General features: G+C 73.8%; 20 protein-coding genes. 13 read left to right on the plus strand and 7 right to left on the minus strand.

Features of this window, described 5'->3' with window-relative positions; translation table 11 throughout:
• Nucleotides 1–9 precede the first annotated feature (9 nt).
• Nucleotides 10–2,712, minus strand: a complete 2,703-nt coding sequence (locus ACQEUU_RS18505; RefSeq protein ID WP_433067552.1) for a cation-translocating P-type ATPase — start codon at nt 2,710–2,712, stop codon at nt 10–12.
• Nucleotides 2,713–3,015: 303 nt separating this feature from the next.
• On the opposite strand from ACQEUU_RS18505, the gene ACQEUU_RS18510 reads away from it, so the two are divergent.
• Together ACQEUU_RS18510 and ACQEUU_RS18515 are read left to right on the plus strand one after the other, a co-directional pair.
• Nucleotides 3,016–4,503, plus strand: coding sequence for an AAA family ATPase (locus ACQEUU_RS18510; RefSeq protein WP_433067554.1), 1,488 nt, complete (start codon nt 3,016–3,018; stop codon nt 4,501–4,503).
• A gap of 132 nt (nt 4,504–4,635) precedes the next feature.
• A complete protein-coding gene (locus ACQEUU_RS18515) occupies nt 4,636–5,484 on the plus strand; it encodes a universal stress protein (RefSeq protein WP_433067557.1) in 849 nt (282 codons plus the stop codon).
• A gap of 19 nt (nt 5,485–5,503) precedes the next feature.
• Here the strand turns inward: ACQEUU_RS18515 and ACQEUU_RS18520 are convergent, their stop codons facing one another.
• Entirely contained in the window at nt 5,504–5,719 is a 216-nt protein-coding gene (locus tag ACQEUU_RS18520; RefSeq protein WP_433067560.1) for a DUF1918 domain-containing protein, read from the minus strand.
• A 271-nt stretch (nt 5,720–5,990) separates the two neighbouring features.
• Here ACQEUU_RS18520 and ACQEUU_RS18525 point away from each other — a divergent pair, with 271 nt between their 5' ends.
• The 5 genes from ACQEUU_RS18525 (at nt 5,991) to ACQEUU_RS18545 (ending at nt 10,197) form a co-directional block, all read left to right on the plus strand.
• Nucleotides 5,991–6,260 carry a metal-sensitive transcriptional regulator gene (locus ACQEUU_RS18525; RefSeq protein WP_270152847.1) on the plus strand — a complete coding sequence of 90 codons (270 nt, stop codon included), beginning with the start codon at nt 5,991–5,993 and terminating at the stop codon, nt 6,258–6,260.
• 76 nt (nt 6,261–6,336) lie between these two features.
• A complete protein-coding gene (locus ACQEUU_RS18530; protein WP_433067564.1) occupies nt 6,337–7,671 on the plus strand; it encodes an MBL fold metallo-hydrolase in 1,335 nt (444 codons plus the stop codon).
• 75 nt (nt 7,672–7,746) lie between these two features.
• Entirely contained in the window at nt 7,747–8,325 is a 579-nt protein-coding gene (locus ACQEUU_RS18535) for a rhodanese-like domain-containing protein (protein ID WP_433067567.1), read from the plus strand.
• A gap of 43 nt (nt 8,326–8,368) precedes the next feature.
• Nucleotides 8,369–9,214 carry a sulfite exporter TauE/SafE family protein gene (locus ACQEUU_RS18540; protein ID WP_433067570.1) on the plus strand — a complete coding sequence of 282 codons (846 nt, stop codon included), beginning with the start codon at nt 8,369–8,371 and terminating at the stop codon, nt 9,212–9,214.
• A gap of 107 nt (nt 9,215–9,321) precedes the next feature.
• Nucleotides 9,322–10,197: a universal stress protein gene (locus ACQEUU_RS18545; RefSeq protein WP_433067573.1), complete on the plus strand. Its 876-nt coding sequence runs from the start codon at nt 9,322–9,324 to the stop codon at nt 10,195–10,197.
• Nucleotides 10,198–10,236: 39 nt separating this feature from the next.
• On the opposite strand, the gene ACQEUU_RS18550 is transcribed toward ACQEUU_RS18545, so the two are convergent.
• The gene (locus ACQEUU_RS18550) at nt 10,237–10,401 is read right to left on the minus strand and encodes a hypothetical protein (RefSeq protein WP_433067575.1); all 165 of its coding nucleotides are present in this window, start codon (nt 10,399–10,401) and stop codon (nt 10,237–10,239) included.
• A 198-nt stretch (nt 10,402–10,599) separates the two neighbouring features.
• Here ACQEUU_RS18550 and gap point away from each other — a divergent pair, with 198 nt between their 5' ends.
• Both gap and ACQEUU_RS18560 read left to right on the plus strand, forming a co-directional pair.
• The gene (gene gap / locus ACQEUU_RS18555) at nt 10,600–11,583 is read left to right on the plus strand and encodes a type I glyceraldehyde-3-phosphate dehydrogenase (protein ID WP_433067577.1); all 984 of its coding nucleotides are present in this window, start codon (nt 10,600–10,602) and stop codon (nt 11,581–11,583) included.
• A 5-nt stretch (nt 11,584–11,588) separates the two neighbouring features.
• Nucleotides 11,589–12,131 (plus strand): ATP-binding protein, encoded by a 543-nt coding sequence (locus tag ACQEUU_RS18560; RefSeq protein ID WP_433067578.1) that lies wholly within the window; start codon nt 11,589–11,591, stop codon nt 12,129–12,131.
• Here ACQEUU_RS18560 and ACQEUU_RS18565 read toward each other — a convergent pair.
• Nucleotides 12,030–12,638, minus strand: coding sequence for a pyridoxamine 5'-phosphate oxidase family protein (locus tag ACQEUU_RS18565; protein WP_433067579.1), 609 nt, complete (start codon nt 12,636–12,638; stop codon nt 12,030–12,032). The genes ACQEUU_RS18560 and ACQEUU_RS18565 overlap by 102 nt on opposite strands.
• 253 nt (nt 12,639–12,891) lie before the next feature.
• On the opposite strand from ACQEUU_RS18565, the gene ACQEUU_RS18570 reads away from it, so the two are divergent.
• Nucleotides 12,892–13,914 (plus strand): TerC/Alx family metal homeostasis membrane protein, encoded by a 1,023-nt coding sequence (locus ACQEUU_RS18570; protein ID WP_433067581.1) that lies wholly within the window; start codon nt 12,892–12,894, stop codon nt 13,912–13,914.
• Nucleotides 13,915–13,977: 63 nt separating this feature from the next.
• A complete protein-coding gene (locus ACQEUU_RS18575) occupies nt 13,978–15,033 on the plus strand; it encodes a glycosyltransferase family 9 protein (RefSeq protein ID WP_433067583.1) in 1,056 nt (351 codons plus the stop codon).
• A gap of 9 nt (nt 15,034–15,042) precedes the next feature.
• Here the strand turns inward: ACQEUU_RS18575 and ACQEUU_RS18580 are convergent, their stop codons facing one another.
• The 3 genes from ACQEUU_RS18580 to ACQEUU_RS18590 are packed head-to-tail and all read right to left on the minus strand — an operon-like array spanning nt 15,043 to nt 17,505.
• Nucleotides 15,043–15,840, minus strand: coding sequence for a cytochrome c oxidase assembly protein (locus tag ACQEUU_RS18580; RefSeq protein WP_433067585.1), 798 nt, complete (start codon nt 15,838–15,840; stop codon nt 15,043–15,045).
• Between the two features lie 34 nt (nt 15,841–15,874).
• Nucleotides 15,875–16,357, minus strand: coding sequence for a DUF2243 domain-containing protein (locus ACQEUU_RS18585; RefSeq protein WP_433067586.1), 483 nt, complete (start codon nt 16,355–16,357; stop codon nt 15,875–15,877).
• A gap of 5 nt (nt 16,358–16,362) precedes the next feature.
• Nucleotides 16,363–17,505, minus strand: a complete 1,143-nt coding sequence (locus tag ACQEUU_RS18590) for a carboxylate-amine ligase (protein ID WP_433067588.1) — start codon at nt 17,503–17,505, stop codon at nt 16,363–16,365.
• A 292-nt stretch (nt 17,506–17,797) separates the two neighbouring features.
• Here ACQEUU_RS18590 and ACQEUU_RS18595 point away from each other — a divergent pair, with 292 nt between their 5' ends.
• Both ACQEUU_RS18595 and ACQEUU_RS18600 read left to right on the plus strand, forming a co-directional pair.
• Nucleotides 17,798–18,142, plus strand: a complete 345-nt coding sequence (locus ACQEUU_RS18595; RefSeq protein WP_433067589.1) for a hypothetical protein — start codon at nt 17,798–17,800, stop codon at nt 18,140–18,142.
• Nucleotides 18,139–19,332 (plus strand): zinc-dependent alcohol dehydrogenase, encoded by a 1,194-nt coding sequence (locus ACQEUU_RS18600; RefSeq protein ID WP_433067591.1) that lies wholly within the window; start codon nt 18,139–18,141, stop codon nt 19,330–19,332. The genes ACQEUU_RS18595 and ACQEUU_RS18600 overlap by 4 nt, the downstream gene beginning before the upstream one ends.
• Nucleotides 19,333–19,376 lie beyond the last annotated feature (44 nt).

Raw genomic sequence — 19,376 nt, forward strand, 5'->3', positions numbered from 1 at the left:
AGGACGGGGTCAAGGGGCGGCCTTGCGGCGGCGCAGCAGCCAGCGGCGGATCTCGTCGGCGCCCCAGACGAGGAACGGGAACGGGACGACGAAGGCCAGCATGTCCGGGGTCAGGGCGGCGGTGCCCAGCAGTGCCTGGAACGGCGGGGCGTAGATGAGCACGGCGGCCAGGGCCAGTTCGAAGGCGATGCCCCACAGCAGCAGCGGGTTGGAGGTGACGCCGACAGAGCGCAGGGAGGCGTGTTCGGTCCTGGCGGCGAACGCGGTGCCGACCTGGCCGGCGATCAGGCCGAGGAAGGTCATGGTGGTCGCCTGCCGGTAGGCGTGGTGCAGCGGGCTGCCGGGCCCGGTCGGATCGCCCGGGTGCCAGCCGGCTCTGAGCAGCACGTAGAAGAACCCGGCCATGGACAGGACGGCGCAGATCACGCCGAGGAACAGCCAGGCGCGCACCAGCATGGCGGGGCGGATCACGCTTTCGGACCGTTCGCGGGGCGGGCGTCGCATGAGGCCCGGTTCGGCGGGTTCGCGGCCCAGCGCCAGCGCGGGCAGGGTCTCGGTGCCGACGTCGAAGGCCAGCAGCTGCAGCACCGTGAGCGGGAGCGGGATGGCGCCGCCCGCGAGGGCGAACACGAGGAACGGGACGATCTCGGGGGTGGTGTGGGCGAAGATGTAGCAGATGAACTTGCGGATGTTGTCGTAGACCTGCCGGCCTGACCTGATGGCGGCGACGACGGTGGCGAAGTCGTCGTCGGTGAGCACCACTGTGGAGGCTTCCCTGGCCACGTCCGTGCCGGAGCGCCCCATGGCCACGCCGATGTCGGCGCGGCGCAGGGCGGGCGCGTCGTTGACCCCGTCGCCGGTCATCGCCACCACGTGCCCCTCGGCGCGCAGCGCGTCGGCGATCCGCAGTTTGGCCTCGGGCGAGCTGCGGGCGAAGATCAGCTGACGGTGTTCGCGCAGCAGCGCGTCCAGGTCGTGCTCGCTCATGCGGTCGAGCTGCTCGCCGGTGACGACGGCGGGCCGCTCGCCGACGATGCCCACCTGCCGGGCCACCGCCGCCGCGGTCAGCGCGTGGTCGCCGGTGACCACGATGATGCGGATCCCGGCGGCATGGCAGTGCGCGACCGCCTCGGCGACCTCGGGGCGCGGCGGATCCTGCATCGCGACCAGGCCCAGCAGGGTCAGGTCGCGTTCGGCGTCCTCGCGCCGCCGGGGCACGGGCTGACCGGGGTCCAGGCGGCGTACGGCCAGGGCCAGCACGCGCAGGCCCTGGCGGGCGTGGTCGTCCACGACCTGTTCGACGTCGCGGCGCCGGTCGGCGGTGAGAGGCCGGGCCGCGCCCCCCTCCATGATCGCGGCGCACTGAGGGAGGACCGTCTCGGGCGCTCCTTTGGTGTCCACCCAGGTGCCGCCGTCGCGTTCGTCGACGGTCGACATCCGCTTCAGCGCCGGGTCGAAGTGGAACAGGCACAGCCGTCCGGCGGCGCCGGGCTCCCCGAGCCGGTCGGCGGCCCCGAGCATCGCCACCTCGGTGGGGTCGCCGGTCAGGGTTCCCGCGAGGTCCCGGCGGGCGTTGTTGCACGCCGTCATGACGGAGGCCAGCCCCGCGAGCGCCGGGTCGGCGCGCCGCGCGTCCCCGGACACCGGGGCGTCCCCGAGCTCGTAGGTCCCGGCGGCGGTCCAGACGTGGGTGACCCGCATGCGGTTCTCCGTGAGCGTGCCGGTCTTGTCGGTGCAGATGACCCCCGTCGACCCCAGCGTCTCCACCGCGCTCAGCCGTTTGACCACCGCCCCTCGCCGCGCCAGGTCGCGCACGCCCAGCGCCAGCGCCAGGGTGATCACCGGCAGCAGCCCTTCGGGCACGTTGCCCACGAGCAGCCCCACGGCGAACACCACCGCCTCGGACACCGGCAGGTGTGCGCCGAAGGTCGCGATCGGGACGAAGGCCGCCCCGGTGATGAGCGCGATCAGCGCGATCAGTCGCGACACCTTGCGGATCTGCCGGTCGAGCGGGTTCTCCTCCGGCTGGACGCGTTCCGACAGCGCCGCGATCCGCCCCAGCTCGGTGCGCATCCCGGTGGCGAACACGACCGCCCGAGCCTGCCCCTCGGTGCACATCGTCCCGGAGAACGCCAGGTCACGAGCCTGTAGCAGGCTCACGCCGGTGTCCGCCAGGTCAGCGGAGCGAAAGACCGGCATCGACTCGCCGGTCAGCGTCGACAGGTCGACCTCGATGCCGCCCGAGATCAGCCGGGCGTCCGCCGAGATCCGGTCACCCTCCTCGATCATCAGCACGTCGCCCGGCACCAGCTCGGCGGCGGGCACCGCCTGCGGCCGTCCGTCGCGCAGCACCTTCGCCTGGACCGGCAGGAACGCGGCCAGCGCCTCGACGGCCTTCTCGGCCTGCACCTCCTGGGCGAAGGCGAACACCGCGTTGAGGATGATCACCACCATGACCGCCACCGCGATCGGGACGATCCCCGCCACGAAGGCCAGAGCCGCCGCCGCCCACAGCAGCAGCGCCAGCGGATGGGTGAACTGCCGCCCCAGTGCGCGGGGCCAGTGCCGGCCGCCGCGTCGGCGAAGCTCGTTGGGACCGTAGTGGACCAGCCGCCGCGCCGCCTCTCGCGAGGTCAGGCCGGTGCGCGAGCTGCCCAGGTCGCGCAGCAGCGGCTCCAGCCGCTCGGTCGGGTCGGGCTCCGGCCGGCTCATCGAGCGCGTCCCGGCCGGCCCCAGGGCTCGTGACGACCCCTGAGCACCGGTCTCACCAACGGCGACGCAGTCACCAGGCCCCCTCGCGGATTCGCCGGATCGGGACCCACGGCACGATCACCTGGGTCCGGCGCGGACGCGGTCAGCGCCCTCCTGGCGTACCCGGCCGGAGGTCCTCACCCAACCTCCGGCCCGGCCCTGATTACCGGATCTGGCCGCTCAACCTGGGGAAATGCGGGTAGGGGCAGCCGTGAGACGGGCCCGGATCGGGACGGCCGGGCGGGGGAGTGCGGGGGCGTTGTGATGGGACCGTGGGCTCAGATCAAGGAGACGCATTCGGCCGTGGTGATCCTGCTCGGCGACCGGGCGATCAAGGTGCGCAAGCCGGTGGATCTGGGCTTCCTCGACTTCACCACGCGTGAGGCCCGGCAGGCCATCTCCCACGAGGAGGTGAGGCTCAACCGGAGGCTCGCGCCCGACGTCTACGAGGGCGTCGCCGACGTGCTCGGCCCCGACGGGCGGCCCTGCGAGCACCTCGTGGTGATGCGGCGGATGCCGGACGGACGCCGGCTCGCGACGATGATCCGCGCGGGCGAACCGGTGGAGGCGGAGCTGCGCCAGGTCGCCCGGATGGTCGCGAGCCTGCACGGCCGCTCGCGCCGCGGCCCGGAGATCGACCGGCAGGGAGAGGCGCGGGCGCTGCGGGAACGCTGGACGGCGAGCTTCGCCCAGGTCCGTGAGACCTCCGGCGCCGTGTTCGGCCCCGGGGTGATCGAGGAGATCGAACGGCTCGTCGGCCGTTTCCTCGACGGCCGTGAGCGCCTGTTCGCCGCGCGGATCGCCGAGGGCCGCATCGTGGACGGCCACGGGGACCTGCTGGCCGACGACATCTTCTGCCTGGACGACGGGCCGCGGATCATGGACTGCCTGGAGTTCGACGAACGGCTGCGCTTCGTCGACGGCCTGGACGACGCCGCGTTCCTGGCCATGGACCTGGAGCGGCTGGGGGCGCCTCGGCCGGCCGAGCTGTTCCTGCGCTGGTACACCCAGTTCTCCGGTGACCCCGCTCCGGCCTCGCTGTGGCACCACTACGTCGCCTACCGGGCCTTCGTCCGCGCCAAGGTCGCCGGCGTGCGGTATCGGCAGGGAGACCTCGGTACGGTGCGCGACGCCCGCGAGCTGGCCGAGCTGACGCTGCGTCATCTACGGGCCGGTGCGGTGACGCTGGTGCTGGTCGGCGGCACTCCGGGGACCGGCAAGACCACCGTCGCCGCCGCGGTCGCCGACCGGCTGGGCTACACGCTGCTGAGCAGCGACCGCGTACGCAAGGAGCTCGCCGGGATCGGGGCCGAGGTGCCCGCGCCGGCGCCCTTCGGCGAGGGGATCTACAGCCGTGAGTGGACCGAGCGGACCTACCGCGAACTGCTGTCCCGGGCGCGGAGCCTGCTGCTGCGCGGTGAGCCCGTGATCCTCGACGCTTCCTGGAGCGACGCCGGGCACCGGAAGGCGGCCGAAGACCTGGCGGAGCGCACCTCAAGCGACCTGGTGGCGCTGCGCTGTACCGCCCTGCCGCAGCTGGTCGAGGAGCGGCTGGCCGGCCGCCGGGGCGGGATCTCCGACGCCGGTCCGGCGGTCGCCGCCGCCCTCGCGGCGACGGCGGCGCCCTGGCCCGACGCCATCGAGATCGACACCGGCGCGTCCCCGGCGCAGTCGCTCGAACGGGCGCTGCGGGCGATCCACGGGCCGGAGGCGCCGTGGCGCTTCCAGCGTCCCCGCATCGAACCCGGGTGACCGGCGGGCGGAGGCCGTGAGGTGGGTACCTGAAGAGTGCCGGCCGTCACGTTCCGCACACGGGGCGAACACGTCCGGTAAGAGGGCTCCGAGCGGCGTGCTCGGGAACCGGGGGCTGGTGAAGGGGGAGCGATGGCGGAACAGATCCTGGTGGGAGTGGACGGGTCCGTACCGGCCGCCGCGGCGGTCGAGTGGGCGGCCGGGGACGCGCGCCGCCGCGGACGCTCGCTGCACCTCGTGTACGTGGCCGAGCTCTGGCCGCTAAGCCTGGGCGAGGCCGACGTGGAGTACGGCGGCGAAGCGCTGCGGGCCGCCGCGGAGCGGGCGCGGGAGGTGGCGCCGGACGTGGAGGTGACCACCGAGGCCCGGAGAGGCAACGCCATCGAGCAACTGACCATCGGCTCGGCCGCGGCCGACAGCGTGGTGCTGGGCAGCAGAGGACGGGGCGGCTTCACCGGGATGCTGCTCGGCTCGGTCAGCACCGCCGTGGCGGCGCACGCCGCGGGGCCGGTCGTCGTCGTCCGCGGCCCCGCCGAGACCCGGCACGGCCGGGTCGTGGTGGGCTACGACGGGTCGGAGTGGTCGCGGACGGCGATGGAGTACGCCGTCGACCAGGCGCGCGCCCGTCAGGCCGGCGTCCTCGCGGTGTCCGCCTGGCAGGCGCCGATCTCGGAGCCGTACGCCGCCGCCTACAGCGGGGTGCTCGACAGCGCCTTCGACCAGCAGCGGCGCAGGGCCCACGAGGCGGTGGCGCCGTGGCGGGAGGCGAACCCGGACGTCGAGATCACGGACGAGCAGGTGTGTGCGCATCCCGTGGCCGCGCTCAGGGACGCCTCGGCGTCGGCCGATCTGGTCGTGGTGGGCTCGCGCGGGATGGGCGGCTTCTCCGCGGCCGTGCTCGGCTCGGTCAGCCGGGGCGTGCTGCACCATGTCGGCTGCCCTGTCGCCGTGGTCCGGCCCCGGGGGGAGCGGACGCCATGAGGGCGGCCGGCGCGGGCGCTCACCGGGGCGGAAGCGACGCTTCCCGCTCCTGCTTGGTCACCACGTGGGCGTCCGGCCCCGGGAACACCAGGGTCTCGTGTTCGGAGTCCGTCCAGCGCACCACGTAGGGCGGTGACCCGTCCTCGTGGCGCACCTCGGTGATGACGCCGACCCGCCGCGACTCGTGATCGCGGGCGCTCTCGACGACCAGCCGGTCTCCTACCGCTGCCTTCATCGGGTGTTCTCCTCTCGACGGTGCCCGCCGGGCCGGCGGGCGGGTGACGGTTCGCCCGTACTCCCTTCATCGGCTCTGGCGGCCCTCCGGAAACCCCGGGGCGACGGGACGACCCGCCCGCTCGGCGGCCGTCGTGCGGGGCCGGACGCCGCACCCGTCGGCTACCCCCGTACACCGGCCCGTATCGTCCCCGGGCCGCCCACTGCGCGACGAAGGTCCTGGTGGAGCCTGATTTGCGCTGGTGGGTACCCCTGGGGGTATAGTCCGGGGCATGGAGCTGAACGAGAGCATGGTGGGCGACGCGCTGACCCGGCTGAAGCGGGCCCATGGCCAGCTCGCGGGCGTGATCGCGATGATCGAGGCCGGCGAGGACTGCACGAAGGTGCTCACCCAGCTCGCGGCCGTCTCCAAGGCGCTCGACCGGGCCGGATTCAAGATCGTCGCCACCGGGCTGCGCCACTGCCAGGACGCCCGTGACCGCGGCGACGAGCCGCCCATGAGCGTGGCGGAGCTGGAGAAGCTCTTCCTGGCACTCGCCTGACCCCCTGCGGCCACGGGTGCGTGGCCGCCCTTTTTTGACCCGATGATACCCCCCCGGGTATCCAGAGGAGTGGATCATGGACGTCGTCCCCTTCCGCACGCCCGGCCTGGGCGACCAGACCTACCTGCTGACCCACGAGGGCAAGGGCGTCCTCGTCGACCCCCAGCGCGACATCGACCGGTTCCTCGCCGCCGCCGCCGAGCGGGACGTGGAGCTCCGGTTCGTGCTGGAGACCCACCTGCACAACGACTACGTCTCCGGCGCCGAGCAGGCCGCGCTGCGCACCGGCGCCGAGCTGGTGCTGCCCGCCGCCGCCGCGCCCGCCTACCGGCACGTGCCCGCCTACCACCTGGAGGACCTCGACGGCGGCGACGGCCTGACCCTCCGCCCGATCCACACGCCCGGCCACACCCCCGAGCACACCAGCTACCTGGTGCTCCTCGACGGCGAGCCGGCGGCGCTCTTCTCCGGCGGCAGCCTGCTGGTCGCCTCCGCCGGCCGGCCCGACCTGCTCGGCCCCGAGCGGGCCCGGTCCCTGGCCCGCCTCCAGCACGGCTCGCTGCGCCGCCTGGCCGCGCTGCCCCCGGGCGTCGGCCTCTACCCCACGCACGGCGAGGGCTCGTTCTGCACCGCCACCGGCGCCGGCCGGCTGACCTCCTCCATCGGGGCCGAGCGCGCCGGCAACCCGATGCTGGCCATCGACGACCCTGACGAGCTCGCCGACGCGCTGCTGGCCGCCCCCATGCCCATCCCCGCCTTCTACCGGCACATGGGCAGGGCCAACACGCTCGGCGTGCCGCCCATGCCGCCGGTCCGCGTCCCCGAACTCGACGCCGCGCCACAGGACACCCAGGTCGTCGACATCCGCCCGCGCCGCTCCCAGGCCCGCGGCATGCTGCCCGGCTCCATCGGCATCGAGCTGGACGACGACTTCGGCAGCTGGACCGGCTGGCTGCTGCCCTACCAGGAGCCGATCACGCTCGTCGCCGAGCCGGACCAGGACGTCGCCGAGGCCGTCACGCAACTCGCCCAGATCGGTGTCGACACCGTGCGAGGTGTCGTCCGCGACCTCGGCGAGGCCGCCACGCAGACCTACGAACTGCTGACCCTCGACGCCTTCGTCCGGCGGCTCGCCCAGCCGGACGCCCAGGTGCTCGACGTCCGGATGCCCGGTGAGCGGCAGGAGGTCCGGCTGGAGGGCGCGGTCGAGCGCTTCCTGCCCGACCTGGTCACCCAGGGCGTCCCCGCCGAGCTCACCCCCGAGCGGCCCGTGCTCGTCGCGTGCGCCTCCGGCCGCCGCGCGAGCATCGCCGCCGGTCTGCTGGCCCGCGCGGGCCACCGGCCGGTCGTGCTCGCCGACGCGGGAGTCGCCGAAGCCGCCGCCGCGCTCGGCCGGCCGCACGCCGCCTGACCTGCACGTACAGCCAAGCAAGCACCCAAGCAAGCACCCAAGCGAACACCCGAGCAAGACCCAGGAGAAACCCGCATGTCCCGCATCGACGCCGCCTCCGCCCGCTCGCTGATCGCGGCCAACCCCGACGTGCTCGTCGTGGACGTCCGCACCCCGGCCGAGTTCGAGTCCGCGCACATCGACGGCGCCGTCAACCTGCCTCTCGACCAGGTCGACGCCCATCTGCGCCGCATCGTCGCCGACGCCGGCGGGCGCATGCTGCTCATCTGCCAGTCCGGCGCCCGCGCCGAACGCGCGCGGACGGCGCTGGACGCCGCCGGAGTGTCCGACCTCGCGGTCCTGGACGGCGGGATGAACGCCTGGATCGCCTCCGGCGCACCCGTCACCCGCGGCCGGCCGCGCTGGACGCTGGAGCGGCAGGTCCGGCTGGTCGCCGGGAGCGTCGTGCTCGCCTCGGTCGTGCTGAGCCTGTGGATCCCGGCCGCCGTGCTCGTCGCGGCCTTCATCGGCGCCGGCCTGACGTTCGCCGCCCTGACCGACACCTGCGCCATGGGCATGCTCCTGGCCAAGCTGCCCTACAACCGCGCCGGCGGCGCGGACGTCGAGGCGGCCATCGCCCGGATGGCCCGGCGCCCCTCACGGGACGCCGCGTGAGAGGGCCTCTCCTCGTGTCACCCGCATACCCCAGGGGGTGTACATGCTCGCCCTGACCATCGCCGCCGCCGTGGTGATCGGCCTGACCCTCGGCCTGTTCGGGGGCGGCGGGTCCATCCTCACCGTCCCGGTGCTGACCTACCTCGCCGGCGTCCCGGCCAAGCAGGCCATCGCCATCTCCCTGTTCGTCGTGGCCGTCACGAGCGCCGTCAGCGCCGTCGGCCACGCCAGGGCGGGGCGCATCCGCTGGCGCACCGGTCTCGTCTTCGGCGCCGCGGGCATGGCGGGGGCGTACGGGGGCGGGCTGATCGGCCCGCACCTGCCCGAGGCGCTGCTCATGGGTGGCTTCGCGGCCATGATGCTCGCCACCGCCGTCGCCATGATCGGCGACCGCCGCGCCTCCCGCCCCACCTCGGAACCGGGGGAGTCGCGCGTCCCGCGGGTGATCGCCGAAGGCGTCGTCGTCGGCCTGGTGACCGGGCTCGTCGGCGCGGGCGGCGGCTTCCTGGTGGTGCCCGCCCTGGTCCTGCTCGGCGGCCTGCCCATGGGCGCGGCGGTGGCCACCTCGCTGGTCGTCATCGCCATGAAGTCCCTGGCCGGCCTGGCCGGATACCTGCAGAGCACCGCGATCGACTGGTCCCTGGCCCTGCCCGTGACCGCAGCGGCCGTGGTCGGCGGGCTCGCCGGAGGCGCCCTGGCGGGCCGGATCGACGCCGACCGGCTGCGCAAGGCGTTCGGCTGGTTCGTGCTGGCGATGGGCGGCTTCGTCCTCGTCCAGCAGCTGCCGCCGGGGCTGCCCGGCGGCTGGAGCGCGCTGCCCGCCTGCGCCGCCCTGGCGGTCGCCGCGCTCGGGCTCGCGCTGTGGCGCAGGCACCGGGCCGCGTCCTGACCGAGCCCCGTCAACGGGAAAAGCCCGAAAGTTGTACCGCCTGTGGGCCGCAGCTCAACGGCCGGGGGAACTTCCTGCGGCAGGGCCGGAGAACCCGGGAGGCGACAGTGAGCGACGGACATGCTGGTCGGCCGATAGTGGTCGGCTACGACGACTCGCCGGAGAGCGGGCAGGCGCTGGGCTGGGCACTCGACGAGGCGCGGCTGCGAGGGCTGCCCGTGCTCGTCTGCCACGCCCTGCACTGGCCCTACGCCCTCAGAGCCGTCCCGGAGGAGACCGTCGCGCAGATCGAGCGGGTCGCCCTCGGCGTCGTGGAGGACGGGGTCGGCCGGGCCCGGGAGCTGGCTCCCGAGGTCGACGTCCGGCCGCTGCTGGGCAGGGGCACCCCCGCGGCGGTGATCCTGGAGGTCGCGCGCGACGCGGAGCTGGTCGTGCTGGGATTCCGCGGGCAGGGCGGGTTCGAGGGCCTGCGGGTGGGGTCGGCCGCCGTCCAGGTGCCCGCGCACAGTGTCAGACCGGTCGTCGTGGTACGGCCCCTCCTGCCGCCGGACGGCAGGGACGTCCGGATCGTGGCCGGGCTCGACGGCTCACCCGCGAGCCTGGCGGCCTTCGACTTCGCCTTGGAGGAGGCCGCGCTGCGCGGCGGCACCCTGACGGCCCTGTGCTGCTGGGGGGAGCACGGATCCGTCCCGTGGGAGGACCCGCTCCCCTTCGTGAGCTCACGGGCGCTGCGCACCGGGGCGGAGGCCCGCTTCCGCGAGGTCGTCACCCAGCTGGCCGGCAGGCGCCCCGGAGTGCCGGTGGTCACCGAGTTCGTGACCGAACGGGCCCAGCGCGCGCTGATCGACTCCTCCAAGGAGGCGACGCTCCTCGTGCTCGGCAACCGGGGCAACGAGGCACCCGCCTGTCTCCTGCTGGGCCGGGTCCTCCAGACCGCGCTGCTCGAAGCCTGGTGCCCGGTCGCGGTGACCCCGGCCATCTGATGCCCGCCGACGCCGGCCCGGCGCCGCCGGGGGAGTGGGTCAGGCTCCGGATGCCGGCCGCAGGTTCTCGATGCTCCGTACGAGGGCGAGGTTCGCCGCGGTCAGCACGCGCACCTGCTCCTCGAGGATGTCGATCCGCTTCCTCAGCGTCATCAGCTCGACGTCGGCGAGCGGCGCTTCCATGATCATGCGTCCACCGATCATGATCGTTCACCTCCCTGGTGGCTCCATGGTGACTCCGCCGCCGGCGCTCCGGACAGCGGCGAACGGCCTCACCGCGAGGGACCAACGGCCCTGGCCCGCCCCATGACGCCGGATGCCGTCGAAGTACGGGCCGAAGGTCCGCCCCGGCCGGGACCGTGGCCTCTGACCCGCGAGCCGCGCCCGCCGGACGATGAGGACATGAGAATCGGAATCAACGGATTCGGCAGGATCGGCAGAGCCTTCCTGCGCCGTGCGCTCCGCACCGACCTGGAGGTCGTCGCCGTCAACGACCTCGCCGACGCGGCCGCGCTGGCCCACCTGCTCAAGCACGACTCCACGTACGGGCCGCTCGACGTGCCCGTCACCGCCTCACCCGGCCTGATCGAGGTCGACGGGCGCGAGATCTCCGTGACCTCCTGCGCCGACCCGGAGCGGATCGACTGGCGCGCGCACGACGTCGGGCTGGTCATCGACGCCACCGGCCGCTTCCGCACCCGGGACGCGCTGGCGGGCCACCTGAAGGCCGGCGCCCGCAGGGTTCTGCTGTCGGCCCCCGGCAAGGGCCTGGACGCCACCATCGTCCCGGGCGTCAACGACGCCGCCCACGACCCGGCCCGCCACGAGATCGTGTCCCTGGCCTCCTGCACCACCAACTGCGTGGCCCCGATGGTCAAGGTGCTGCACGAGCGCTTCGGCCTGGTCCGGGGCTTCATGACCACCATCCACGCCTACACCGGCGACCAGCGGCTGCTCGACGCCCCGCACAAGGATCCGCGCCGGGCCCGCTCCGCGGCCGTCAACATCGTGCCGACCACCACCGGCGCCGCCCGCATGGTGGGCCAGGTCCTGCCGGAGCTCGCCGGCCGCCTGGACGGCATCGCCATCCGCGTACCGGTCGAGGACGGCTCCATCACCGACCTGTCCGCCCAGCTCGGCCGTCCGGTCACCGCGCAGGAGGTCAACGACGCCTTCGCCGAGGCCGCCGCCGGCGAACTGCGCGGGATCCTGCGGTACAGCACCGACCCGCTCGTCTCCCGCGACATCGTCGGCGACGCCGCCTCGTGCGTGTTCGACTCCGGCCTCACCCAGGCGGGCGGGGACCTGGTCAAGGTCTTCGGCTGGTACGACAACGAATGGGGTTACGCCAACCGGCTGGTCGAGCTGGCCGAACGGATGGGCTGAGCGACATGAGGATCATCCTGCGCTTCGACGAGCGGTCCCTGGCCCGCACGCGCCACGTGCTGCTGAGCGCGGCCCGCGCGCACGGCCTGGACGGGACCCGGCTCGACGACTTCCTGCTGGCGGCCGACGAGTGCGTGGTCAACGCCGTGCGGCACGGGGGCGGAGAAGGCCGGGTGGTCCTGTGGTGCGCGGACGGCGTCCTGATCTGCGAGGTCAGCGACCGGGGGCCGGGCATCCCCGAGCGGGTTCTGGCCGGCACGTCCCTGCCGCCCTCCGTCGAGCCCGGCGGACGGGGGATCTGGTTGATGCGCCGCCTGGCCGACGAGGTCGCGTTCACCACCGGCCCCGGCGGCACCGTCGTGCGGCTGGGCATGCGGGTGTCCCCGCCCGCACGTGAGCTCGCGGCACTCGACGCCCAGCCGGGCGTGACGGCACGTCCGGCCGGTTCAGTACTGGTTGGTCGCGGAGTCCTGGGCGAGCCCCTCGTCGAGCTGCTCCACGGAGACGTTCCTGAGGTTCAAGTGGTCCTTGGCGATCCGGCCGAGTGAGGGCAGCGAGCCGCGGTCGGGCCAGGTGTCCGGCTGCCACAGCGACGAGCGCAGGAACGCCTTCGCGCAGTGGACGTAGAGCTCCTCGACGTCGACGAGGACCGCCAGCCGCGGCCGCCTGCCCCGGACCGTCAGATCGTCGAAGAACGGCGCGTCCGACACGAGCGTGGCCCGGCCGTTGACCCGCAGCGTCTCGTTCATCCCCGGCACCAGGAACAGCAGCCCGACATGGGGGTTGCGCAGCAGGTTGCGGAAGCTGTCGACCCGGTGGTTGCCGGGCCGGTCGGCGAACGCCAGCCGGTGGTCGTCGAGGACCAGCACCGACCCGGCGGGGTCGCCGCGCGGGGAGACGTCGCAGGTGCCGTCGAGGTCGGAGGTGGCCAGCAGCACGAGCGGGGAGTGCGCGATGATCGTGCGCGCGTGCTCGTCGATCCGGGCGATGTCCTTGTCCCAGCTGCCGCGCGCCGGTTCTTTGACGATCTCCCTCAGCTCGGCCTCGGTGGTCACCGTACGTATCTCAGAAGGGGGCACCACCCGACTATAGGGGCCCCCGGCGGCCGCGTCGCGTCCGGATCGAGCCGTCTCCACCTGAGAACGCCCCCCGAGGTGGAGCCCGTGGTGAAGATGACCTACGGTGGAGGGACGAGGGGAGTACTTCCCAAGCGTCGATCCCGGTCAGTACGGACCTGTGGCAGGGTCCCCGGGCGGCCGCCCCATGGGCGAAGGAGACCTCGAACGACTCAACGTTCGAGGAGGACGCATGCCTGCCACGACCGTCCAGCGTGCTGTCGCGCTGGAATCGATCGCCTCGCCCCAGCTGTGGGCGGTCACCATAGCGGGGCTGGTCGTCCTGCTGGTGCTGGACTTCATCGTGACGCGCCGCCCGCACGAGGTGCGCATGCGCGAGGCCGTGGGCTGGTCCGTCTTCTATCTCGCCCTTCCGCTGGTGTTCGGGGCCGGCCTCTGGGCGTGGGCGGGGTCCACGGTGGCGGTGGAGTTCTTCACGGGCTACGTCGTGGAGAAGTCGCTGTCGGTGGACAACCTGTTCGTGTTCATGCTGCTGCTGGCCGCCTTCGCGGTCCCGGCGGTGCTGGCGCAGCGCGTCCTGCTCTACGGGATCATCGGGGCGCTCGTGCTGCGGGCCGTCTTCATCGCGCTCGGCGCCGCCGCCCTGCAGAGCGGGACGTGGGCGTTCCTGCTGTTCGGCGCCATCCTCATCGTGACCGCCGTGAAGGTCTTCAGGGACGCGGCGAGCGGCCAGCAGCACGACGTGGACGTCTCCTCCCTCCGCTCCGTCCGGCTGGTGCGCCGGTTCATGCCGGTGACCGACGGCTACCGGGGCTCGCGGCTCATGGTCAAGGAAGCGGGCCGGTACGCGCTGACGCCGCTGGCGCTGGCCATGGTGGCCGTCTTCGCCACCGACATCGTGTTCGCCGTCGACTCGGTGCCGGCCGTCTACGGCGTCACGGAGGACCCGTTCCTCGTCTTCGCCACCAACGCCTTCGCCCTGCTCGGCCTGCGCGCGCTGTACTTCGTGCTGCAGGGCGCCCTGTCCAAGCTCCGCTACCTCAACCACGGGCTTTCGCTCATCCTGGCGTTCATCGGCGTCAAGCTCGTCCTGCACTGGGCGCACGGCATCTGGCCCCAGGTCCCGGAGATCCCGACGCTGCTCTCGCTGGGCGTCATCGTCACGGTCCTGGTCACCGTCACGCTCACCAGCGTCCACGCCAACCACCGCGACCAGCGCAAGGAGCGCGTGGAGGCGCGGCCCGGCGACCGGTGAGCGGGCACCCGCCGGGGCGAACGTCCGGTTTGTCCCCCCAGCGCCGGGGGTAGCCGGGCAACCGTGCCCGTCCCGAGTAAGGACCGTGCGTCGGCGGTGGTCGCCGGGGTGCGGCGGATCGCGGTGCTGCGCGCCAACGCGCTGGGCGACTTCCTGCAGGCGCTGCCCGGCATCGAGGCGATCAGGGACGCCTACCCCGGCGCCACGCTCACGCTGCTCGCCCGCCGCTGGCACGCGGACTTCCTGGCCGGGCGGCCGGGCCCGGTGGACGAGGTGATCGCGCTGCCGCCGATCACCGGCGTGTCCACCTCGGAGGACGGCTGGCACGCGCCGGACGCCCTGCTGGCGCGGCTGCGGGACCCGCGGTTCGACCTGGCGGTGCAGATGCACGGCGGCGGACGCTACTCCAACCCGTTCGTGCTGGCCCTGGGCGCCGGGGTGACGGCCGGCCTGCGGGCATCGGACGCCCCGCCGCTGGACCGGTGGGTCCACTACGGCTTCCACCAGCACGAGACCATCCGCTATCTGGAGGTCGCGGCACTGGTGGGCGGGCACACCGGCCGGATCGAGCCGGCCGTGACAGTGACGGTCCGCGACCGGGCGGAGCTGGGCGAACTGCCGCAAGGACTGGTCGCGATCCACCCGGGGGCCAACGACCCGCGCCGTCAGTGGCCGCCGGAGAGTTTCGCGGCGGTGGCCGACCGGCTGGGCCGCCCCGTGGTGATCACCGGCGGCGAGGCGGAACGCGACCTGGTGGCCCGGGTGGCCGGGGCGATGCGGCGGCCCGCGATCACGGCCGCCGGACGGCTGAGCGTGGGCGGGCTGGCCGCCCTGTACGAGCGGTGCGACCTGGTGGTGGCCAACGACACCGGGCCGCGCCACCTGGCGGCGGCGGTGGGGACGGCGACGGTCGGCGTCTACTGGTGCGGCAACCTGATCAACGCGGGGCCGCTCACCCGGCACCGGCACCGGCCGCTGGTGTCGTGGACGCCCGCCTGCCCCGTCTGCGGCGAGAGCGGGCTCGGCCCGCACCCCGGGCGGTGCCCGCACGAGGTGTCGTGGGTGGCCGACGTCCCGGTGGACGCGGTGCTGGAGGAGGCCGAGGACCTGCTGCGGTGAACGCCGGCGTCAGTGCGCGGCGGCGGCGACCCTGCGGCGGTGCGCGCGGCCGGTGGCGGTGTACCACTGGGCGGCGACGATCATGGCCAGGAGGAGTTCGGCCGCGTCCCCGCCGTAGTACATCAACTGGGAGCCGGCCTGGAGGTCGGCCGGGGCGAAGGAGGTGCCGGGCGGCGGCGTGCCGTACAGCGACTTGGCCAGCACGGCGTGCGCGGCCCCGCCCGCCAGCAGCGCGCCCGCGCGCCAGGGCAGGCTCCACCGGCGGCGCACGGGGTCGAGCTGGCAGACGGCGAAGGCGTACAGCGTGCCGGCGGCCACCACGTGCAGATGGACGGCCGCGTGCAGCCACGCGTGATGGTCGGTGGCCGCCAGCAGCGGCGTGCGGTACAGCAGCCACAGCCCGCCCATGTCCAGCACCACCGCCACCGCCGGAACGACCAGCCAGCCGGCCGGACGGGAGTGCGCCACGGCCAGCACGGCGCGCCGCGCCCGGCCGGGGCGCAGCGCGCGCAGCGTCAGCGTCAGCGGGCGGCCGGCCACGAGCAGCACGGGGGCGAGCATCCCGGCCAGCAGGTGCTGCGCCATGTGCGCGGTGAACGGCTGCGCCGGCATCCGCACGGAGAAGGCGGCGGCCAGCAGCGCGGCGCCCGCGACGAAGCTCGCCTGCCAGGCCCACGGCCAGGCGTCGCCCCGGCGGCGCAGCCGGTGCGCGGCCACCACGTAACCGGCCGCCAGCAGCACGGCCAGGCACAGCGCTGCCGGCGCCATGGCCAGGCCGCCGGCGTGGTGGTCGTGCCCCGGTGTCATCGGCGGGTCTCCGTGCCCGCCAGGCCGCCCGCTTTCATCGGCCGGCCTCCGTACCGGTCCGGCCGCCCGGCCGTCGGCGGGCCCGGACGGCGAGCACCGCCCCCGCCGCGAGCAGCGCCAGCGCGGCGCCGTTCCAGGCCAGGTCGTACAGCAGCAGGTCCGGCACGTAGCGGATCTGGTGCAGCCGGAGCACCTTGTGGTTGACCAGGCCGTCGAACAGCTGGAACCCGCCCGCGCCGAGCAGCAGCCCGGCCCAGGCGTGCGCCGCCGACAGCGTCCCGCGGCGGCGCAGATCGGCCCACAGCACGAACCCCGCGACCAGCCCGAGCAGCTCGGCGGTGTGCAGCAGCCCGTCCGACAGCAGGCCGACGGCCGGGGTGGAACGGTCGAAGAAGTGATGCCAGCCCAGCAGCTGGTGGAAGACGATCTCGTCGACCGCCGCCATCAGCGCCACCCCGATCAGCGCCGCGGCCGCCATCGACCGGCCGCGCTCGATCGGTGATCCTGAAGTGCTCATCATCCTCACGACGCCGCGGAGCGGTACGGCGGGGAGTTGCCCGCCGGCCGGTCCCACTCGCAGGCCCGGGTCTCGGCCAGGAGCAGGTCCACGACGTCGGACAGCTGTTCCCGCCGGGCGAACGCGCGGCGCTGGCGCTCGGCCGAGCTGCCCCTGGCCAGCGCCTCCTCGGCCAACTCGGAGACCAGCTCCCAGTCCGACGTCTCCTCCAGCTGCGGCCGCAGGCCCTGGATCAGGCGCCTGATCACGACGGGCGCGGGGCGCGGCACGCCGCCCACCGGGTCGATCAGCTCGCCCTCCAGGCCGGACCGCGCCGCCTGCCAGGTCGCGGCCCGCACCGCCTCCAGCTGCACCGTGCGCTCGACCCCCTGGCGCAGCGCCTCCAGCTCCCTGGCCACCAGCGCCCGGAACAGCCCCGCGATCAGCACGATGTCGGCCAGCCGCGGGCAGGAGTCGCAGATGCGCAGCTCCACCGTGGGCAGGTGCTGCGACGGCCGGATGTCGAAATAGATCATCCCGGGATCGCTGATCACCTCCGACCGGATCAGCTCCTGGATCATCTGCTCGTACTCGGCGGCGGAGTCGAACTTCGAGATCGGGCCCGCGGTGGGCCAGCGCTGCCAGACCAGCGTGCGGTAGCTGGCGTACCCGGTGTCGGCGCCGTCCCAGAACGGGGAGCTGGCCGACAGCGCCAGCAGGGGAGGCAGCCACGGCGTCAGCCGGTGCGCGACGGCGACGGCCTCGTCCGGGTCGTCGACCTGGGCGTGCACGTGGGTGCCGCAGATCAGCTGCTCGCGGGTGAGCTGCTGGTAGTCGTTGAGCATCTGTTCGTAGCGGGGGTCGGGGGAGACCTTCAGCTCGTCCATGTCGACCAGGAGCGGGCTGCCCGCGGCGCTGATGCCCAGGCCGAGCTCGTCGGCCCGCGTGATCAGCCGCGTGCGCAGCTCCGCCAGGTCGCGCGCGAGGTCCTCCAGTCGCAGGAAGGGCGCGCTGTTGGACTCGACCATGGAACGCTGCAGCTCGTGGGTGAAGCGATCGGGCGGCAGTCCTTCCAGCAACAGCTCGGCGCGCCCGGCCAGGCGGTGGGTGGAGAGGGAGACCACGTGGAACTCCTCCTCGACCCCCACGCGGATCGCTTCACCGTCCATATTCACCAGTACCACCTCCGGCCCGTGGGTTCTTGCGCCCCACCTCTCCCCAGAAATGGGCTCTTCTCACGTGGAACAGGTCACCGGGCCCGCCCGAACCCGGAGGTCAGGGTGCGGGGGGCGCGGAGGGTTTGCCGGTGCGGGGGACGGGCAGCCGCGAGGGATGAAAGCGACATTTAGTAAAAGTCGTACAGGGCCGTTCTCTCGGCGCCCGAGACGACGGGCCAAGGGCCGCACGAGACGCACACCCCTGCTCCTCGCGGGGCTGGCCGCCGCCGGAGGCGCCGCGCTGGTGGCGCGGCTGGCCCGCGAGGCGAAGCCGCAGGAGAGCACCTGGTACGCCGTCACGGTCCGGACCGACACCGCCGAGCTGACCGGCCCGGACCGGCCCGCCGCACTGGCGCTGCTGGCCGAGCGGCACGAGCTCCGCATCACCTCCGCGCCGGGCGGGCGAGGCACCGAGATCGCCGTCCGCGACGCCGACGGCGACACCAGAGAAGAGGTACGCGCGATCAAGCAGGTGCTGGAGACCGGCGAGGCGCTCGTCGTGGAGGGTCAGCCGGAAGGACACCGGACGCTCCTCGGCCGGGCCGGCGGGCCGGCGTTCCGGCAGCTGACGAGAAGGGGGCCGCGGTGAAGGCGCTGTGCTGGACGGGCGTGAACGAGGTCTCGGTCGAGGAGGTCCCCGACCCGGCGATCCTCAACCGGCAGGACGCCGTCATCAAGGTCATCGCCAGCTCGGTGTGCGGCTCCGACCTGCACCTGCTTGACGGCTACGTGCCGACGATGGCCGCCGGGGACGTGCTCGGGCACGAGTTCGTCGGCGAGGTCGTCGAGGTCGGTCCCGACGTGCGCGAGCGCAGGGTGGGCGAGCGGGTCGTGGTCTGCTCCATCATCGGCTGCGGCGGCTGCCACTACTGCCGCCAGGGCCTGTGGTCGCTGTGCGACAACACCAATCCCAACCCGGGGTTCCTGGAGAAGCTCAACGGGCACGCCACCGCCGGGATCTTCGGCTACTCGCACGCGATGGGCGGCTTCGCCGGCAGCCACGCCGAGTACATCCGCGTCCCGTACGCCGACGTCAACGCGTTCCCGGTGCCCGACGGCGTGCCGGACGCCGGCGCCGTGTTCGCCTCGGACGCCGTGCCGACCGGCTGGATGGGAGCCGACCTGGGCGAGGTCGGCCCGGGTGACGTGGTGGCCGTCTGGGGCTGCGGCGGCGTCGGCCAGATGGCGGCCCTGGCGTCGCTGCGCATGGGCGCCGACCGGGTGATCGCCATCGACCGGTTCCCCGAACGCCTGGCCATGGCCGCCGCCGTCGGCGCCGAGACGCTCGACTACGAGCGGGTGGACGTGCTGGACGCGCTCAAGGAGCTGACCGGCGGGCGCGGGCCCGACGTCTGCATCGAGGCGGTCGGCATGGAGAGCCACGGGACCGGCGCCCAGTACGCCTACGACCGCGCCAAGCAGGCCCTGCGCCTGGAGACCGACCGGGGGCTGTCGCTGCGCCAGGCGATCCACGCCTGCCGCAAGGGCGGCACCGTCTCGGTGCTGGGCGTCTTCCTCGGCCTGGTGGACAAGTTCCCGATGGGCGCGGTCATGAACAAGGGGCTGACGCTGCGCGGCGCGCAGCAGCACGGCCACCGCTACATCCCGATGATCCTCGACCTGATGAGCCGGGGCGAGATCGACGCCTCCCCGCTGCTCACCCATCCGCTGAGCCTGGAGGACGGCCCCCGGGGTTACGAGCTGTTCAAGCGGAAGGAGGACGGCTGCGTCCGGGCGGTGTTCCACCCCGGCGGCCGCCCCCGGACCGAAGCGCCCTGAGGGGGCCGGCGGGCCGCGTCCCCTCCTTCGGCCGACGTCCGAGG

The sequence above is a fragment of the Nonomuraea sp. CA-218870 genome (assembly GCF_050936535.1).
In the GTDB taxonomy this organism is placed as follows: domain Bacteria; phylum Actinomycetota; class Actinomycetes; order Streptosporangiales; family Streptosporangiaceae; genus Nonomuraea; species Nonomuraea corallina.

Excerpts from the sequence above, each read along its gene's own strand:
- ACQEUU_RS18505 (WP_433067552.1), bottom strand. The coding sequence starts at position 2,712 with ATGAGCCGGCCGGAGCCCGACCCGACCGAGCGGCTGGAGCCGCTGCTG.
- ACQEUU_RS18510 (WP_433067554.1), top strand. The coding sequence starts at position 3,016 with ATGGGACCGTGGGCTCAGATCAAGGAGACGCATTCGGCCGTGGTGATC.
- ACQEUU_RS18515 (WP_433067557.1), top strand. The coding sequence starts at position 4,636 with ATGGCGGAACAGATCCTGGTGGGAGTGGACGGGTCCGTACCGGCCGCC.
- ACQEUU_RS18520 (WP_433067560.1), bottom strand. The coding sequence starts at position 5,719 with ATGAAGGCAGCGGTAGGAGACCGGCTGGTCGTCGAGAGCGCCCGCGAT.
- ACQEUU_RS18525 (WP_270152847.1), top strand. The coding sequence starts at position 5,991 with ATGGAGCTGAACGAGAGCATGGTGGGCGACGCGCTGACCCGGCTGAAG.
- ACQEUU_RS18530 (WP_433067564.1), top strand. The coding sequence starts at position 6,337 with ATGGACGTCGTCCCCTTCCGCACGCCCGGCCTGGGCGACCAGACCTAC.
- ACQEUU_RS18535 (WP_433067567.1), top strand. The coding sequence starts at position 7,747 with ATGTCCCGCATCGACGCCGCCTCCGCCCGCTCGCTGATCGCGGCCAAC.
- ACQEUU_RS18540 (WP_433067570.1), top strand. The coding sequence starts at position 8,369 with ATGCTCGCCCTGACCATCGCCGCCGCCGTGGTGATCGGCCTGACCCTC.
- ACQEUU_RS18550 (WP_433067575.1), bottom strand. The coding sequence starts at position 10,401 with ATGATCGGTGGACGCATGATCATGGAAGCGCCGCTCGCCGACGTCGAG.
- gap (WP_433067577.1), top strand. The coding sequence starts at position 10,600 with ATGAGAATCGGAATCAACGGATTCGGCAGGATCGGCAGAGCCTTCCTG.
- ACQEUU_RS18560 (WP_433067578.1), top strand. The coding sequence starts at position 11,589 with ATGAGGATCATCCTGCGCTTCGACGAGCGGTCCCTGGCCCGCACGCGC.
- ACQEUU_RS18570 (WP_433067581.1), top strand. The coding sequence starts at position 12,892 with ATGCCTGCCACGACCGTCCAGCGTGCTGTCGCGCTGGAATCGATCGCC.
- ACQEUU_RS18580 (WP_433067585.1), bottom strand. The coding sequence starts at position 15,840 with ATGACACCGGGGCACGACCACCACGCCGGCGGCCTGGCCATGGCGCCG.
- ACQEUU_RS18585 (WP_433067586.1), bottom strand. The coding sequence starts at position 16,357 with ATGAGCACTTCAGGATCACCGATCGAGCGCGGCCGGTCGATGGCGGCC.
- ACQEUU_RS18590 (WP_433067588.1), bottom strand. The coding sequence starts at position 17,505 with ATGGACGGTGAAGCGATCCGCGTGGGGGTCGAGGAGGAGTTCCACGTG.